Origin of the sequence: Candidatus Uabimicrobium amorphum (genome assembly GCF_009002475.1) — a bacterium.
GTDB classification, from domain to species: Bacteria; Planctomycetota; Uabimicrobiia; order Uabimicrobiales; family Uabimicrobiaceae; genus Uabimicrobium; species Uabimicrobium amorphum.
This window is the reverse complement of sequence record NZ_AP019860.1, coordinates 76,510-93,489: the sequence shown is the minus strand read 5'-3', so window position 1 is coordinate 93,489 and position 16,980 is coordinate 76,510. Positions and strand designations below refer to the sequence as shown.

The 16,980-nt window shown below is 40.8% G+C and carries 10 protein-coding genes; all 10 read right to left on the bottom strand.

The window, feature by feature from the left end; translation table 11 throughout:
- Nucleotides 1–23: 23 nt before the first annotated feature.
- From UABAM_RS00320 to UABAM_RS00275, 10 genes are read right to left on the bottom strand one after another with little or no spacing between them, the layout of a single operon-like run.
- On the bottom strand, nt 24–2,657 hold the full coding sequence (locus tag UABAM_RS00320) for a DEAD/DEAH box helicase (RefSeq protein ID WP_151965996.1): 2,634 nt from the start codon (nt 2,655–2,657) through the stop codon (nt 24–26).
- Entirely contained in the window at nt 2,647–4,560 is a 1,914-nt protein-coding gene (locus UABAM_RS00315) for an ATP-dependent helicase (RefSeq protein WP_151965995.1), read from the bottom strand. The genes UABAM_RS00320 and UABAM_RS00315 overlap by 11 nt, the downstream gene beginning before the upstream one ends.
- On the bottom strand, nt 4,557–9,578 hold the full coding sequence (locus UABAM_RS00310; protein ID WP_151965994.1) for a serine/threonine-protein kinase: 5,022 nt from the start codon (nt 9,576–9,578) through the stop codon (nt 4,557–4,559). Before UABAM_RS00310 ends, UABAM_RS00315 begins: the two co-directional genes overlap by 4 nt.
- Before the next feature lie 3 nt (nt 9,579–9,581).
- Nucleotides 9,582–11,285, bottom strand: a complete 1,704-nt coding sequence (locus UABAM_RS00305; RefSeq protein WP_151965993.1) for a transglutaminase-like domain-containing protein — start codon at nt 11,283–11,285, stop codon at nt 9,582–9,584.
- A 22-nt stretch (nt 11,286–11,307) separates the two neighbouring features.
- A complete protein-coding gene (locus UABAM_RS00300; protein ID WP_151965992.1) occupies nt 11,308–12,381 on the bottom strand; it encodes a hypothetical protein in 1,074 nt (357 codons plus the stop codon).
- Nucleotides 12,368–12,703: a hypothetical protein gene (locus tag UABAM_RS00295; RefSeq protein WP_152021941.1), complete on the bottom strand. Its 336-nt coding sequence runs from the start codon at nt 12,701–12,703 to the stop codon at nt 12,368–12,370. Before UABAM_RS00295 ends, UABAM_RS00300 begins: the two co-directional genes overlap by 14 nt.
- 10 nt (nt 12,704–12,713) lie before the next feature.
- Complete coding sequence (locus UABAM_RS00290) at nt 12,714–13,271, bottom strand: 3'-5' exonuclease (protein WP_151965991.1); 558 nt, start codon at nt 13,269–13,271, stop codon at nt 12,714–12,716.
- A gap of 10 nt (nt 13,272–13,281) precedes the next feature.
- Nucleotides 13,282–14,694 (bottom strand): extracellular solute-binding protein, encoded by a 1,413-nt coding sequence (locus tag UABAM_RS00285; protein ID WP_173013047.1) that lies wholly within the window; start codon nt 14,692–14,694, stop codon nt 13,282–13,284.
- Nucleotides 14,691–16,052 (bottom strand): ABC transporter permease subunit, encoded by a 1,362-nt coding sequence (locus UABAM_RS00280; RefSeq protein WP_151965989.1) that lies wholly within the window; start codon nt 16,050–16,052, stop codon nt 14,691–14,693. Before UABAM_RS00280 ends, UABAM_RS00285 begins: the two co-directional genes overlap by 4 nt.
- 4 nt (nt 16,053–16,056) lie before the next feature.
- Nucleotides 16,057–16,980: a carbohydrate ABC transporter permease gene (locus UABAM_RS00275; protein ID WP_151965988.1), complete on the bottom strand. Its 924-nt coding sequence runs from the start codon at nt 16,978–16,980 to the stop codon at nt 16,057–16,059.

Here is a 16,980-nt window from a genome sequence, read left to right as displayed (position 1 = left end):
CTACAACCCACCTACTCTAGTTATTATATATTTTTGAGATCGTCATAGCGGCGCATAATTTTCTCAATCGTTCGATCTTGGCTCTGCACATCGACAACATCAATGCAAAATTTTTGCGGTACGGAAACATAGTAACGGATGGTTTTTTCAATCTTTTTCTTGTTTTCTTTTTCCAAAACCCATTTGGCAAGAAACTCCGATGCGATACTCAATTGTAAAGACTCTTCTTGCACCTTGATTTTTTTTATATGAGCCAAAAATTCACCGAGTTTTTCGCCGCGATCGCACAACCCTTTCACAAATTCGTCCCATTTTTGCGGTAAATCTTCCAGAACGAATTGCTTTTCTTCTCTCGGGGCCACAGGTAACTCATAACTTTGAACCTCTATGGGAGCTTCCGCCTCTTCCCTCATACTCGCAAGTCCCCAACAGACGACATCTTTATTTAAAAAATAGTCGCCGACACACGCAGGACACCCCAGTTCACACCCGCAACTTTGTACAAGAGTAATCGCATCGTTTAAGATCTCAGAAGCAAAGTCAAAAGCTTTCTCGGTAAATCCCAAACCACTGGGATATAAATCATATAACAATATATATGAATTTTGCAAATGCCCATAATTCTGGACATTGGTAAAAAACGTCGCGCTCATATCTTCTATTGTTGCCATCGTTCGCATGCGCGCTGCGGTTAAAAGCGCATGCTGTAAACCACGGTAAAAATTATACTCGCGGTGCGTTTCAAATATTTTGGCTACTTGTGGCGGAATTTCATACCAAATGGCCTCTGTTTCCAACTCTTGCACTAGACGTAAGTTGATACTTTCGTATCCCAGATTTTGGTGATTGTGAAACTGCACCATTTTGTAAGCCACGACTGTCTCTGCAACTTTTACATCTCCAAAAGTCACCGAAGAGCACGGCAATTGTGTGCTGCGAAAGTCGCGAATGATGGCAACATCTGTTTCCACAAAAGGCACGGTAAAATAATTCACATCTATAGAAAAAACGCGCACGATACGATTTTCCAAATCCAACTCTTCCACCATATATTGTAAGCCATCATGTATATAGATCGCTTTGGGATACGCTTCGCGAAACGCTTGAGATTCGTCCATTTCAGTAATCATTGTTCCCGTATCACGGTGAATTACTTTATAGGTGTCCTGGGAAGCATTGCGTAAACTAAAATCTCCGGCAGGGTACTCTTTTCCTTGCCAATGAAAATTGCCATGTTCATTTTTTAACTCATTGGCTTTGAGAAGTACGGGTATCGATTCTCCCAAATCGGGGAAAATAGCAGCGTCTTCTAACGTAATGGGTAGTTCGGCGGCCGCTGCACGGATATGCGCTAGTTGAATAAACAAATTGTCTTTGTCAATAATGGCATTCTCTATTTGCGCGTCCGTTAAGTAATTGCTGTTTAGCGCAATGTATTGATCTACAGATCCCACGTCCAAAAACAATATTGCCAAAGAATTTCCCTTGCGACCCGCACGACCCACTTGCTGCCAAAAAGAGGCTTTTGTCGAAGGAAAGCCACACAGCAATACAACCTCTAAGTCTCCAATGTCAATACCTAATTCCAAAGCATTGGTCGAAATCACTCCAGATAAATGGCCTGTTGCCAATTTTTTCTCTATTTGTTTGCGTTCGTTTTTTGTGTACCCACCGCGATATCCCGATACTTTATCTCCTAAGTCCTTCATCAAAGAAGGCTTCCCATCAACGGCCATCAACTTATCGCGCGCTTCTTTTAAAACCACTTCTACCTGACGGCGTCCCTGACAAAACGTAATAAACCGGTCGCCATTACATACGAGGTCTGGTATCAGTGTCGCTGCCTCTTCTTCTGGTTTTTTGCGGTAAGGTGAATCTCCCACAAAAGGAGGTTGCCACAGCACAATTTCACGTTCGTATCGCGGCGAACCATCTTTATCGATCAGTACAAAATCACGATGGCAAATATTCTTTGCCAACTCCACAGGGTTGGCGATCGTTGCCGAACTCAACAAAAACTGCGGCAAAGATTTATAATATTTACACACGCGCTGTAAACGGCGCATGACATTTGCCATATGCGAACCAAACGCCCCGCGATAAACGTGTAGCTCGTCAATAACCACAAAGGTAAGTTTGCTAAAAATATGATGAAACCCATAACGCGAATGATTGGGAAGAAATGACCCATGTAGCATTTCAGGATTTGTTAAAATTAAATTTGCCCTTTGACGAATTCGCGAACGTTCATTTGGTGGAGTGTCTCCATCATAAACACCAGCTTCCACTCGGTCACGGCCAAAATAGTCCAAAAAAGGCTCCATATTGCGCATCTGGTCTTGTGCCAAGGCCTTCGTGGGATATATGAGTAAAATTCGAATGCCGGGGTTTTGTAAAATGCGCTGAATGATGGGCAACAAAAAAGCGATCGTCTTCCCACTTGCTGTTGCCGTAGTGATAATAGCATCTTCACCATTCTCCCCGGCTTCAAACATTTGCAATTGATGACTATATAATTTTGTAATCTTTTGCGAAATTAAGAATAGCTTCAAATCATTGTGCAATTTTTTTGGTAAGCTGCTATAGTCCCCCGAGTGCGCTTGGCAGTTGATAGATTTGAGAATTTTATGTTTAAATTTATCTAGCTTAGTTTTCATCGGTTTCCTTAAACTTTAGAGGACAAAAAACTTTGGAAAACGATTTCTCCCCATAACCAGGAAAGTCGACCATAAAAGAATTTTCATCTTCAGCAACGACCATTCCCGTTCCATACTTTTCGTGAAAAGCTTCCCTTTGCGATGTTTGATTTTGTAACCGGCTTTCTTTCACCATATTGGTCAACTCTTTGAGGTCCGTTTGTGTGTCGTCTGTTTCTTCCCAATGAACACAAGAAGGATTTAACTCTTCCAAAAACGCAGAAGGGTCCTTGGTTGCACCATACAATTGCGTTGAATTTGTATAAGAAATTTCTACATATTCTTTCGCGCGTGTAAGTCCCACATAAAACAAACGTTTCTCTTCCTCTAGATTTTGTCTTTGTAGAGGAATATTACCAGCGTTTGCCCCAACAATAAATACATGCGAAAACTCCAGACCCTTCGAGCTATGCAACGTCATAAGTTGTACACCATCGCTACGACATCCATCGACCTTATCTACGACCGTCTCTAAATTATAATCGCGGCACAATATATTTTGCCGCAAAACATGGTAAAAATCATCGCGCGATTTATCAGGCAATATCTCGCGTAAAAATGTCAAAACCAGCTGCTGATCTTTTTCAAAAGAGGCACTTGTGGGTGATAAAAATTTATGTAGCGCAAAATAATCCCATATATCATCTTCATCAACATATTGCTGGGCAAATTCGCTAAAATTTGCAATTTTTTCTTTTAGAAAAGCACGTTTCTCTTTTTTTGCGCCGTATTTGCGATGTGAAAAGACCATGCGTTTCGCAAATAAATTTTTGCGGTTTAAACACAAAACAAACAAATTATATAGCCAATCAAGAACCGCAATAGAAGACAATTGTACCTGACGCTGTATCACAAAAGGAATGTCGTGCTGCTGAAAAACCTTCACGATTTCTTCGCGTTGTACTTGACGACGATATAAAATGGCGATTTGGTTGTAGTCAATTTCTTGTGCGGCAAGTGACTTTATTAAAAATGCTAAATAGGTGGCCTCATGAAAGGCATCGAGATGTTTTTTTATCGTTACCGGCGTACCAGGTTCACGATAAGCACGAACTTTGTTGTGTGGAGCAAATAATTCTTTGGCCGCTTCCACAATATTCGCGCTAGAGCGATAGTTTAATGATAACTCTGTTGTGTACGCCCCAGACAAATTTGCAAAATCCTCAAAAATAACCGGATTGCTTCCACGCCAATGGTATATTGTTTGGTAAGGATCTCCCACAGCGAACAGCTGTGCACCATGATCAACGAACTTGTTCAAGATCTGCGACTGTATCTCATCGCAGTCTTGGAATTCATCGACGATAATCCATGAAAATTTTGCCGGTTGTAACGCAAGAAGCTCGTTCAAATATATCATTAAGTCGTCAAAATCAACAATGTTATTACGTTTTTTGTAGGTAGCGTATTCTTCTTGTAGTAGTTTTGTTTTATCGCTACTTTGATTTCCAGGAAAATTGCGCAATTCCCTTTTGCTAATGCGAATGTTGTGGTCAAAGCACAATTCTTCCAGTATTTCACTGCGTTGTCTATCTTCGATGATCGAAAAATCACGACTAAAACCCAACACACTTATATCAAAATAGTCACGCAACAAACGATTGGCAACACTGTGAAAAGTTCCGCAATATTCTAAACTCTGGCTATGCACAACAAACTGCGATAAACGCCGATGTATTTCATTGGCCGCACGGCGTGTAAAGGTGAGCACCACGATGCTTCCCGGATCAACCCCGTCCTCACATAGCTGGCAAATCTTATGCGTTAATACAGTAGTTTTACCACTGCCAACAGCTGATTTCACCAGAACAATTTGCTCGTCAACAGCGATCGCTTGTTGTTGCTCTTTATTGAGTTTTTTCATTTTAGACTGCGAACCCAACTATCTTCAAATAAGGGATCTAAGTCCTTATAGCGTCGCAATTCTCTTGCAGCAATCGGCACTCTATTGTATTTGTTTTTTAGAAATTGAACTGCCTCTTTGTATTTCTGCATACGTGCGTATGAAAGCAATACGTTGAGAACTTGGTCTTTGGAGGTGGGATAGATATAATTGGAAACATACAGAAAGATATGTAGCGCCTCTGCGTAGTCCTGCAACTGGAAACGGCATCGTCCCATATTGATGTAATGCATCCAATTTGTGGGCTCAAGGACAAAAGAACGCGTATAAGCGTTCAATGCTTCGCTGTGACGGTTCATTTTCATCAGCACATCCGCCTGATATTTCCAACCTTCCACAACGCGCGGATTCAACTTGGTCAGCTTATCACTTATTTTGAGAATCTTTTGATAGTCTTGCGCTTTGTAGCACAAGTCGAGAAGAAGAGGGTAAAATCGCGGTTGTTTAGGATCAAGGCGAACAACCGTCATCATGTCGTCGATTGCCTTTTGCCATTTTTGCTCATAGGCGTAAATCAAAGCTCTTTCGTAATGATAACGCGTATTCGGAAATAGATCAATGGCTTGGGTTAAGCGCCACATGTACTCTTTGCGTTTCTTGTTGTCGCGTATACTATTTCGAAACTGTGCCAAGTACAATCTTTCGTATAGGAATTTGAATATATTCCCATAAGCAAATATATCGTACTGCTGTATTTCCCGAGGATTAATGATCTGGGTAACGGTGTTTTCTAGTGTTTCAAAATAAATGAGAAAATAATAGCCAAACGCTGCGGATTCACGGATATGAGAAGGTTTCTTTTTTAAAGAGCGATGGAAAGACTTTACCTTGTTGCGTTGTTCGCGCGACATAATTCCCAGCATTGTCGCGTAGGACAAAACACGTACTTTCTTTGATTTGGTCTGTTTGATTTTCTTTTGTAAAATCGGTATTACCGAAGATTGTCCGTGAAAAATCATGCCGCAAATGGCACTCGCTTGTATATCGGGATTTTTGTGTTTGACATATGGCATGAGTAAAAATGGTCCGAATTGCCCGGCGACTATTCCAATAAACGACATCACAAAACGTGCCGCCTCTTGTCCCTCTTCGGCAATTAGGTCATCGAGTTTAAACGGCAGATTCATACTTTTTTCAGAATGCAAAACCGGAATAATCGTTGAGCGCATCAATAATGATTCACTAGGATTTGCCGATATCTTCTTGATCACATCTTCACCTCTTCTCATCCATCCAAGCGAAATAAGTGCTTGGTAACGAGCAGAAGAATCATCCTCTTTGGCAAGTTTCAATAGATACGGGGCAAGATCTCTTAAAAAATACGCTCCAATGCGCGTTGCTGCGACTCTTTTTACGGTAGGATGAGTGTCTTGCACACAACGTATTAGAGTACTTTGGTATTTTTGTATAAACTCTGCGGAAGGTGTTGCCGCATACTCACGATGTATCTTTTTCGGCCACAAACTCATACAACCATAGATTCTCACAAACGGATTTTCACTTTTTGTCGCTTCGGCGAGAATGTCATAACAACGTTCGCGATTGTTTGCCGAAACTTTGATCAGCTGATTTGCCGCATATACTTTTACACGCTCATCTTCATCTGCCAATAGTGGCAACAATGCATGATAGTTACGCACATGCTGCGTGCACAAAGAGCGTAATAATGGATTGGTGTTTTTTAATCCTTGTATTAAAACGCGCTCATTGACACGAAAATTTTTCTCTTTTAGTGCCACCGTTGCCAAAATTCCCACATCTCCGTTTTCATCTTGTTGCAGGTAATCTTGAACGATTGTGTAGCCGGTAGGTGTTCCCAAAGCGAGAAGTGTACGACATGCCAAAAAACGCATCAACATATTTTCACGTGAGGAAAGTAAGATTTCTTTTATACATAACTCTCCGCGCTCACCTTCTTTATCAAGAAGTTTAAACGTCAACGGGTCGCGCGCCACAAGCAAACGCACAATGAGACGTTTCATATAGTCTTGATACGCTTTTTGCTTTTGCAATTGCAGTTTGTCCCACAACTTTGCCCAAGATTTGCTGGTTTTCATACGCTTTTTTACTTTTTGTAACAATGTCTCGTCATCATAATGATAAGAAAGTGCGTTTATGGCAATGTCGTGCAATTTATTTTGTTGTGGGTTATCGAGTATTTTAATAAAGCTTTCGCTGTTGCCTTTTTTACGCTCTTGGCGTTTTCGATATTGTAAAATAAGAGAGTTGTATTGGTCGCGAAATAAGTCTTTAGGTTCACCATTGCTCCAGAAATGCGCAGTATAAGAATTGTAATATCCTGGAACGAGGATGGTCTTTTCTAAGTTACTCTGATCCATTAAGTTGATAAGAAGCGGCGTAAAAGCTTGTAAATTTCCCGGCTGCAACTCTAGAGAACGAATTAAATAATCTTCGGCTTCCACAAAGTTTTTGTCTTTAATAAGCGCTAATCCGTAAAGATAGTAGTAGCGAGACTCCCAGGGAATAATTTTCAAACAAATCTTTAAATTCTCCAATGCATTTTTCACATCTTCTTTATGTAAATAATATTTGGCGAGATACTCATACAGCAATGGATTGTTGCGCACCTCATTTTGCACTTTTTGTAAATGGACAAAACCGCGCTCGTAATTTTCTAGATCAATATTCACTGCTCCGAGATACACCGTTGCTAAATGAAAGGATTGATTCATCTTGAGAGCCTGCGTAAATTGAGCTAGTGCATCGCGATGTTTTCCAATCTCGCGATATACAATTCCCTTATACAAATGGCACTGTGCCGTTATTGTGCGAAAAACGGTCTTTTTTGCCAGCGCTTCATCCAAATAAAACAAAGCTTTTGCGTATTTTTGCAAATAGTAAGCTGCCTGAGCAAAATACAGGTAATTTTCCGCAGAGGGCGTTTTTTGCAAAACCAAACGATAGTACTGGTATGCCTGCGCATAGTCTTTGCGTGCCAGAGCTAGCTTTGCTTTGATGGCATGATATTCGCCTTCATATTTTTTGGGAATATCTCCCACAAGAAGCATCGCATCTAAAATCTGCTGTGTATCATCGTAATAGTTTGCCGCAAACGAAATTTTTGCTTTGTGCAAATAATACTTTACCGACGGCGTTTTGGCAATCGCTTGCGAAATGTCAGAAAGAGCCTCTGTCCAATTTTTCTGCGTGTACAAAATACGGCTGCGCATATAAAAAATTTGTGCGGACTCCCCGTATTGGCTTTGTAAATTTTCTAGTGCCGCGAATGCTTCGGCATAACGGTGGCTTGCAAGAAAACCTTCGACTTCCTGCATGTCAATTTCATTAGAAGACTCTATTTTTTCCGCGCGTTTTTCATCATCGTTGGCCTTGGCATAACGGTCTAGCTTCTTGTGTATCGAAGCACGCAATCGATAGCTAGGAGCATATTGTTTGTTATTCGCCACCACTTTATTCATTAACTTTAAAGCCGAGATAAACTCTCTCCGAACAATAAGCAAACGCGCTTTTTGCATACGAATGTCACGATATTCTTCCGCAGTATTCGCCAGCGCTTTATCTAAAATTTTATGTGCGGCATCCAATTTCTTCATTTCGATCAGTGCTTTTGCATAGCCTATATAAGCTTTTGTAAAAGACGCTTCTATCCCAAGAGTCTTTTTGTAAAGAGAAATGGCCTTTTTCCAATCGCCGCTTTCCAAAGAACGGTGTGCCTCTTTGTATACTCCGTTGGCTTTTTGGTATGAGGCACTCTGCTGTGGCTTTTGCATTTTATTGGGGAAAAATACTGTTTTGGCGACAAGCAACATAATCACAGCGCTGATGACACCCAAAAGCGGCAAATAATTTCTTCGTAACCACCGTGCCATGCCTTGGGTGTAATTTTTCTTTACCCGCGATTTCCCATGGCGATTTTGCAAGAACTTCTCCAAATCTTTTGCAAATTCAACGCCACTTTGGTAACGATGCTTGGGGTTTTTATCCATAGCACGCAGGCAAACGCGTTCGAGATAGCGAGGAACTTTTTCGTTAATCTTACGTGGTAGAACAGGCATATCCAGAGCAATTTTTTTATACAACGTCATCAATGTATCGCTGTGAAAAGGCAATTGTTTCGTCAAACACTTGTACAGCATAACCCCCAGTGCATAAAGATCGGTACGATGATCTATTTTACGCGTTTCTCCCATCGCTTGTTCAGGAGCCATGTACTGAGGCGTTCCCAACGTAGAACCGCTACGCGTCATCGTCTTGTCACCGATGATTTTCGCCAAACCAAAGTCGGTGATGTATGGTTCGCCATTTTTATCCATAAGAATGTTATCGGGTTTGATATCGCGGTGAATAATTCGCTTACTATGCGCTGCCGCTAGTGCACGTGCAATCTTCGCTAAAACAGCGACACTTTCGCGCATCGTCTTATTGTTAATGATATCGGAAAATGTACCACCATCGACATAATCCATGGTAAAAAAGCGACAACCATTTTCTTCGCCCATGGCATAAATTTTTACAATGTTAGGGTGATTGAGTTCGGAAATCGCCTTTCCTTCACGCACAAATCGACGTTGGTCTTGGTCACTGGCTTTGGCCGATAGCATTACTTTTAATGCCACATTGCGTTTACTAGCGTCTTGTGCCAAATACACAATTCCCATACCCCCACGGGCAATTTCTCGTATAATCACATAGTTACCAAAAGTTTGTCCAGGAGCAACATTGGGCAAATTGGGAGCAGCGCTTTTCACATTACCGGCTGATCGCGTCGTATTATAATTTCGTTGTGTCGAAGGATTTTTACTGTTTAAATTTTGCACCTCTCCCACCACTATTTGCGTGTCAACCCATTTATTGCGTATTAAATACTGGGCAAGGTGTGGCGTATCGCTGCGTTTGGAGTCTTTTAATGCAAATTGTGCTTGCTCTTGCGATAAATATCCTTTGTTGACTAAAGCTTCTGCCAAGCGTATATTTTGTGTGTTTATATTTTCTGCCATGTTTTACTCCGTAAATTTCAAGGAGGCGATAAACGAAAAGAACTCTTTCTCGACGTTCGAAAATTCGGCTTTCGGTACGAACAAAAGTACAAAAATAATTTTTTGTTGTCGTTGTCCTATAAAAGCACGATAGACAAAATCTTTGGATTGTAATGCACCTTCAAGTCCATAAATGTTCTGAAACTTTCTCTTTTTCGTCCATAAGATTTTTAGATTTTCACTTACCAATTTTTGCGGTAGACTACGCAATATATCCTCTAGTTTCTTGGAAGAGTGCAAGACTTTTACGAGAATCGCCGGTCCTTTTCCCTTTAAAGATCGTAAAACGAGTATGTTCGTAAAAGAGTTTTTTGGTAGTAATACCCAATCACTTGGGCGGATCGCCTCTATACCTAGTAAACGATCCTTTATGGTACTTTCATTGTATTGCACGTAACTGTTTACGTTATTCACGACAACGCGCGCCTTGTTTTTGGTGAATTCCACGATGCGAATTGTCATATTTTTGCGTTTGTCACTAGCAAAAAAACGCGCCCCAACGTCTATCTTTCCGCCGTAAACAGGAAGCCACTTTTGTAAATACACCTCGCACCAACTTTCAAATTGAAAAAAGCCGGCGTGGTACACCCAACCACTGACAACCTTTGCGGGTATTCCATTGGCGCGACACAACGTTGCTGTGGCATAAGAGGTGACATCTTTATTCATGCGCCATATTCTGCGCAATGCATTTCCATATTTGCTATTCGTCTTGTGCAAATGATAGTCGGTCCATCGTACCACATTGCGCACAATTACAACAGGTTCATTTCCTCCGTAGCGTGCTTTTGTAGCACATTGTTGAATATACGCGCGATTTACTGGATACATTTTGTTGGCTTTGAGGTAAGAAAAATTTTTTTGAATGGCGGCAAGGGAAATACTTTGAGGAAAACGTTTGCGTTTGATGACAACATTCCTTCCACTTTTTTGACCGGCCTCCTCAAAAAAAATTTGTAAGGCATCAATAGAATTGACATCGTGAATGTAGATAGTAGGAATGCGCTTATTTTTATTGATAATTGCATTGGTGCGCGTAGTTTGCACCACAGATAAATTTGCGATGCGATAGCTAAGAAGCGTTCCTTGCAAGGAAAATTGTGCTGTTGCCCATTTGCTTTGCAGTTCGTCACTTGTCACTTCGAATTCGTGCACTTTTTTTTTGTCGTAGGTCTTCTTAAGCCCCTTATAACGTGCCGTGGCTTTTATCAATTGCAAGTGATTGGAAGACAAAACGGCCGTACTGTAATAACGACCGACTTTAGGCGAGCGCTTCAATAGAAATTTGAGGAAATCTTGCAAGTGTAGATAAAATTTTTTTTTAGGATATGTGTGTATCTTAGTCGCGGTTTGAATGGTGATCTCTTTACCAACATTGATAATAATAAAGTGTTGGTGCGTTTTTTGTTTCAACTTCTCTTCGACGGAGAAATACAAAGAACGCACAGTGTAGTCGGCATTTAAGACAGCAGAAATTTCTTCCGTACGTTCTAAGTCGGGTAGCAAAAGATTTTTGGTTCTTTTGCGATGATAAACTTCATGAGTGGCATCGTATTCGTAACTGCTTTCCGCGTAACCTATTGGTTGATTGTTGTAGTAATATCCATACCAATTTTCCGCGCTCAAAAACGTACAACATACCATCACCAATAATATTGCTATTTTCATTCCTATGCTCACAACAAAATTCTTACAACAAATGAGAATACAAATCTGGAGACTCGGAATCTAAAGGAGGAGTTTTTCCCATTAGCGGAAATGACTGTTTGCCGTTTTCGAAAACTTTAATAAAAAAAAGTATCATCCATATGTGATTGCGCAACACTGTACTATTGAGTTTCTTCCAGCACAACAACAACATGTCTTGTTGCAGTAATTGTTGTGCGTAACACATCGCTTGAATTCGCAACACAATCATTTTGCGTAGCATCGGTGGGGGCGCACAAGCGAGTAGCAAAAAATAACCGCGTTGTTGAAAATAAGAACTACTTTCTGAGGTAGCAAATTTTTGCGCAATATACTCCGCAACATCCGGCTGTTGGTATGAAGCAACGACAATACTTTTTAGTTTTTCCAAATCTTCCGCTTGAGGAGTGCGATTGGCTTCACCGCGTCCACGACGCCAACGACAATCAGGACCCCAGACTTCGGCAATCACCTCGTCTTCCATGTCATGTATTTGTTGCTGTAACTTTTTATACACACTGGATACACCGCGATAATCTGTTTTGTAGCCTTTAATTTGTTGCTGCTCTTCCTGACTCAAATGCACCTGTAGTTTTTCCATGGTGCTCAAAAAGTACTGAACCTCTCGCCACTCTTGTTCCAATGATGCCTTCTCACAAGAATGATCAGCAAATTTTTGCAGTACGTGCGCACTATTTTCTTTTTCTAGGGACACAAAGTGTAAATCGCAATCGTCACTCAAAGCACACTTAAATTGAAAGCGCAATAAGTTCTTATCGCGCTTTTCACTGTGAACCCGCATACCAATTTCGCGCAGTTTTTTCTTTAGCTCCGTGATCGATTCCACCGTTTCTTGCCAACACGTCACTTGGTGCAAATAGCTTTTCTCTTTGGTACTTTTGTCATCTATGCATGAATTTAAGTCTTTTCCAGTGGCAACTTCATCAACAAATGCCTTGATCACCGAAAAACGCTCTTGCGTACAAAACACACATTCATCGTGAGGTTCTATGCTGTTTGGACATGGCAAAAAATAGCGACTCTCGTACTCTTTACCACATACATCACAGTTCCTCATGATACTCCCCCACCAACTCAATTTTCCCCACAATATGGGCGTTGAATTCATCCAAATCTTCCGCAGGTATCCACCACTCTGTATGATAGTCAGATCCCACCTGGTGGATCTTATATTGGTCCATAAAGCTTTTTTTTACCGCAAAGCGTGTCACATAGCCCACACCCAGCTCAGGAACATTCCACCTACAGGTAATTTCACGTGCGTACTTTTCATTGGTTACGGGGTAGAAAATCGGCTGTTCAGGAAGACGTGGAGGCCACTTAGTACATTCACTCTCCTCGACTAATTTCCACTCAGCTTTACCTGTCGGACGATACATGGTGACCGTTTCAACCAACTCTGGATTCTCCTACTATATACGGCATTAATTTTACCATATTGCGTGCATCATCAATTCCACGATGGTGTGTACCTTCTAAAGGTAACTTCGCTTTTTCCAAAGCCCTTTTCATCCCGAAATTTTTTTTCAAATTCTGTTTTTTTGAAAATTCTCTCTTTAGATTAATGTGTTCTTTGTCAAAAGGATATTCCACTTTATGGTAAGCGCAATCTTGTAATAACTGTTTTTTGTCGTAACCTCCCCAAGAACAAAAAATGGGGCCCGGAAACTTTGCAAGCCATGAAGCAAACTGCGGTAAAACTTTTGGAAACTGCTCGGCGTTGTCCACGTCTTTTTGGGTAATACTTGTTAATTCCTGACAAAAATCGGTTAAAAGATTATGGCGTACGGGTTGTACAAATTTTTGAAACTCCCCCAGTGGTTGTAGAGATGTAAAATCAACGGCAACCGCACCAAATTCTATAATTTCCATTTCATTGCGCGGTATCTTGTTGTCAGGGGTGCACGTGGCCTCAAAGTCGACAATCACATATGTTTTTTGTTTCATAAAAAGCTTTCTACTTTTTTGCTAAATCATCTTTCTTAGGTTTCTCGAATGGTTTAATGATCTTCTCATTGATCTTTTTCGCGGCATCTTGCAAAGCTTGCTTGGCCAACTTTGCCCCCTTAAAAACCAATTCCATCTCAGGGTTTAAAATATCAGACTCAAGATAACCATATCTCGGTAATTTTGGTGGTGCATTGGAATAAAGAGCCTGCTCCATAAAAACGCGGATGTCATAATCCGTATTTTTATCGTTGCGCAAAGTATTGGTGGCTTCTTTATTGATAGATAATTGGTTCAGCTTTTTGCACCACTCTAGCTGAACTTCGCTAGAGGTAATGTAGTTCATGAAATCATAGGCCACTTCTTTGTGTTGGCATGTTTTAAACATGGCGATATTTTGTCCACCAATGTTTGTGGCGGGGCTGGTAACCTTGAGATATTCTTCCTCAGAGGCATCTTTTTTCATCATATTCGCTGCCACGGCTTGTTCACGAGACAAACGCGGCATTAAACTGATACCAAAGTCCAAACCACTACTGCGATACTTGCTCACATTCCACGGTCCCATAAATATCATCGCATATTGTTCATTTTGAAATCCCACATCGGGATCATCTTGTCCTGCCCAAGTGGCGGCAGCAATTTTGTGTTTCGCGTATAAATCCGCCTTCAGTTGTAAAGCAGCGGTAGAGCGTTCATCACCCAAAATACAACGTTGCCGTCCTTTGTCCCATTCAAGATACTGCGTGTTGTATGCCGCAAAGAATGGAATGGTAAACCACAATGAGTTGCGCATGGCAAAACCATATTGCTTCTTATCGGAATCTGTAAGTACCTTGGCATAACGTACAAAACTATCCCAATCTTTCGGCGCAGACTTGTAATCGAGTCCGGCAGCCTCTAACTCTTGACGTTTTTCGCGAAATAATTTCCGGTTCCAAAACAAACTCAAACAGGTAATTTGTAGTGGCAGTCCATAGAGGTTTTCTTTGCCATCGACACGGATTACATTCGTATTGTAGGCCCCCGCTATATATTGTTCTCTTTTCTTATCGATAGACTTTTCGCTAAAATTAGAAAGTTTATCCAAAGGTACCAGAATTTTATGATAGGCGAACTCTAGAACTTTTAAACTGTCAAAACAGCCGAGATCAGGTGTTTTTCCACGTAATGCCATTAGTTTGATATTGGTCGCAAAATCGTCAAATGGAACGCGTTTTACATTTATCTTAACTTTTTTTCCGTGCTTTTTCTCGTAATCACCACAAAAACGCGAGACAAGATCCACAAATAGCTCGTGCTCGTCATATTTGTAACATTCCCATACGGTGAGTTCTATACCGCCACTCTGCTCTTGTGTGGCGCGATCGCAAGCACCACACAATAAAACCAAGACCAAAACAATGCATAATTTTCTTGTCATTTTACTGCTCCGCTCGTCATACCAGCCACAAAATATCGCTGTGTAAAAAGAAATAAAAGCGCTATTGGAATGATGGAGAAACATGCGCCTGCCATCATAAGACCCCAATCCGAAGCATACTGACCACGAAATAGAGCCAAGCCAACAGGTAAGGTACGATACACCGAATCGGGTGTATTCACAATGAGTTGCCACAAAAAGTTTGACCATTGCCCCACAAAAGTCATTAGAAAAAGTGTTGCCATAATGGGCGTGCACAGAGGAACAATGATAATGCGAAACACTTGCCACTCATTCGCACCGTCTAATCTTGCGGCTTGAAATAAGGAGTTGGGTATTGTGTCAATATATTGCTTCAGCAAAAACAACCCGAATACATTCGCCAAGTGAGGAATCACCATACCTTGATACGTGTTAATCCACCCCAAATCATTGACCAACAAAAATTGAGGAATCATAAAAATCATTCCAGGAACCATCATGGAACTGAGTAGCAAAAAGAATATCTGGTCCTTAAGCCAAAAGTCTTTTTTGGAAAATGCGTAACCTGCCATCGTACAAATGATTACGGTAACAAGAGCTGTTAAGGTTGCAACGACAAATGAGTTAAAGAAAAACAACGCAAAAGGAAAGTCTTTGTTGTATAGCACCTTCACAAAGTTGGCAAAAGTGTACAGGTCATTCACTGCCTCTTTCCACTGTTTTTGTTGAATAAAGCGGTACTTTCCAAAACACTCTGCAACGGGGACTTCGGCAACAAAGTACTCACCCTCTTTGGTAAGCGTTATTTTACGGTTGTTACCCAACTCCACCACCGGAGATCTTTGTTGACGTTGCAATAAACGCACAAAAAAGGTGTTGTCTTTAACAAAGCTAACATCTTCGAGTTTTGTATTTGATTTTTGTGTATCACTAACAATAAAAAACGATTTATCCCCTTCGCGGTTTTCATGCGAATAATCGGGAACTCTTACTGAACCGTTCACCACAAATTGGTAGTAATATTTTTTATTCTTCTGTAAATTAGTTAAAGCAATCAACCACAAGTCGCGATCGCGAAATAAAACGTCTTTCTCCTCACTCCACTCATTGAAGTCACCAATCACTTTTACACGATTTATTTCCGCGATATCTTTGTACAGTTGTGGGTCAAACTGTAATACAAACTCACGGGTATCTTGTTTTGTAGGTATTTCTTTCCACGCACCCAAAAAGTTTTGGTCGGGAATAAAGTTGTACTTCAAAGCTTCGTCAGGTTGTTTAAATGCCGTTAAAATCATCCAGAAAAACGGTAACAATACTAATATAGATCCTGCGAGAAGTACAAAATAGATCGCTATTTTTTTTATAATTTTCATATTTTTAGTCTTGCTTGTTTAAGATTTTCATATTGGCAAAAGAAATAACCAGGGCAATAGCTAAAAGAACAAAAGAAACAGCCGCTGCCTTCCCATAAAATCCATCAATAAAACCGCGGTATAGATAATATCCCGAAAGATTTGCCGCCTTGAAGGTTTCTCCAAAGAAAGTTACCGGTGGACCTCCAGAGTTTGTTGTCATTGCATAAACTTCTGTAAAGGCTGTTAGACAAGCAATGGTACCGGTAATTGTCATAAACAGTACGATGGGCCTAACCAGTGGCAGAGTGATATACCATAGTTTATGCCATTCATTGGCACCATCAATCTCGGCAGCTTCGTATGTTGATTTGGGGATATTGTTAATCGCCGTTAGAAACAAGATCATTCCAAAACCAGCCCCCTTAAACACCATGGCCACCGCAATAGAAGGTAAACAGCTATAAGGATTTGTCAAAAACTCAAATTTTTCCGGTAGCAATCCTATTTCGTGAAACAATATATTGAGTAACCCTGTTTCAGGTCGATACAGCAAAATCCAGATGACCCCTATAACGAGTAGATCTAAAACGTTTGGCAGAAAGTATGCACTACGAAAAAATGTACGTCCAAAAAAGCTTTTTTGCAATAAAATGGCTAAAAACAACGACAAGGCAATTGTCGTTGGAATTGTAAGAATACCGTAATACACGGTGAGAATTAAAGTCCAAGCAAACTCTTTGTCTTGCAACAAGCCAAAGTAGTGCTTTCCTCCCACATATTCCATATCACCAATCACATTGTACCAGTCGCTATACGCTGGTACTTCGTGCACACTCAACCATAAAGAGTACAAGATAGGGTATCCCAAAAATACCAGGAATACCAAAAGAAATGGGAACAAAAAGGCATACGCCTTTATATTTTCCACGAAACGATTATCATTCAT

Excerpts from the sequence above, each read along its gene's own strand:
- UABAM_RS00310 (WP_151965994.1), bottom strand. The coding sequence starts at position 9,578 with ATGGCAGAAAATATAAACACACAAAATATACGCTTGGCAGAAGCTTTA.
- UABAM_RS00300 (WP_151965992.1), bottom strand. The coding sequence starts at position 12,381 with ATGAGGAACTGTGATGTATGTGGTAAAGAGTACGAGAGTCGCTATTTT.
- UABAM_RS00320 (WP_151965996.1), bottom strand. The coding sequence starts at position 2,657 with ATGAAAACTAAGCTAGATAAATTTAAACATAAAATTCTCAAATCTATC.
- UABAM_RS00285 (WP_173013047.1), bottom strand. The coding sequence starts at position 14,694 with ATGACAAGAAAATTATGCATTGTTTTGGTCTTGGTTTTATTGTGTGGT.
- UABAM_RS00280 (WP_151965989.1), bottom strand. The coding sequence starts at position 16,052 with ATGAAAATTATAAAAAAAATAGCGATCTATTTTGTACTTCTCGCAGGA.
- UABAM_RS00290 (WP_151965991.1), bottom strand. The coding sequence starts at position 13,271 with ATGAAACAAAAAACATATGTGATTGTCGACTTTGAGGCCACGTGCACC.
- UABAM_RS00315 (WP_151965995.1), bottom strand. The coding sequence starts at position 4,560 with ATGAAAAAACTCAATAAAGAGCAACAACAAGCGATCGCTGTTGACGAG.
- UABAM_RS00295 (WP_152021941.1), bottom strand. The coding sequence starts at position 12,703 with ATGTATCGTCCGACAGGTAAAGCTGAGTGGAAATTAGTCGAGGAGAGT.
- UABAM_RS00275 (WP_151965988.1), bottom strand. The coding sequence starts at position 16,980 with ATGAATGATAATCGTTTCGTGGAAAATATAAAGGCGTATGCCTTTTTG.
- UABAM_RS00305 (WP_151965993.1), bottom strand. The coding sequence starts at position 11,285 with ATGAAAATAGCAATATTATTGGTGATGGTATGTTGTACGTTTTTGAGC.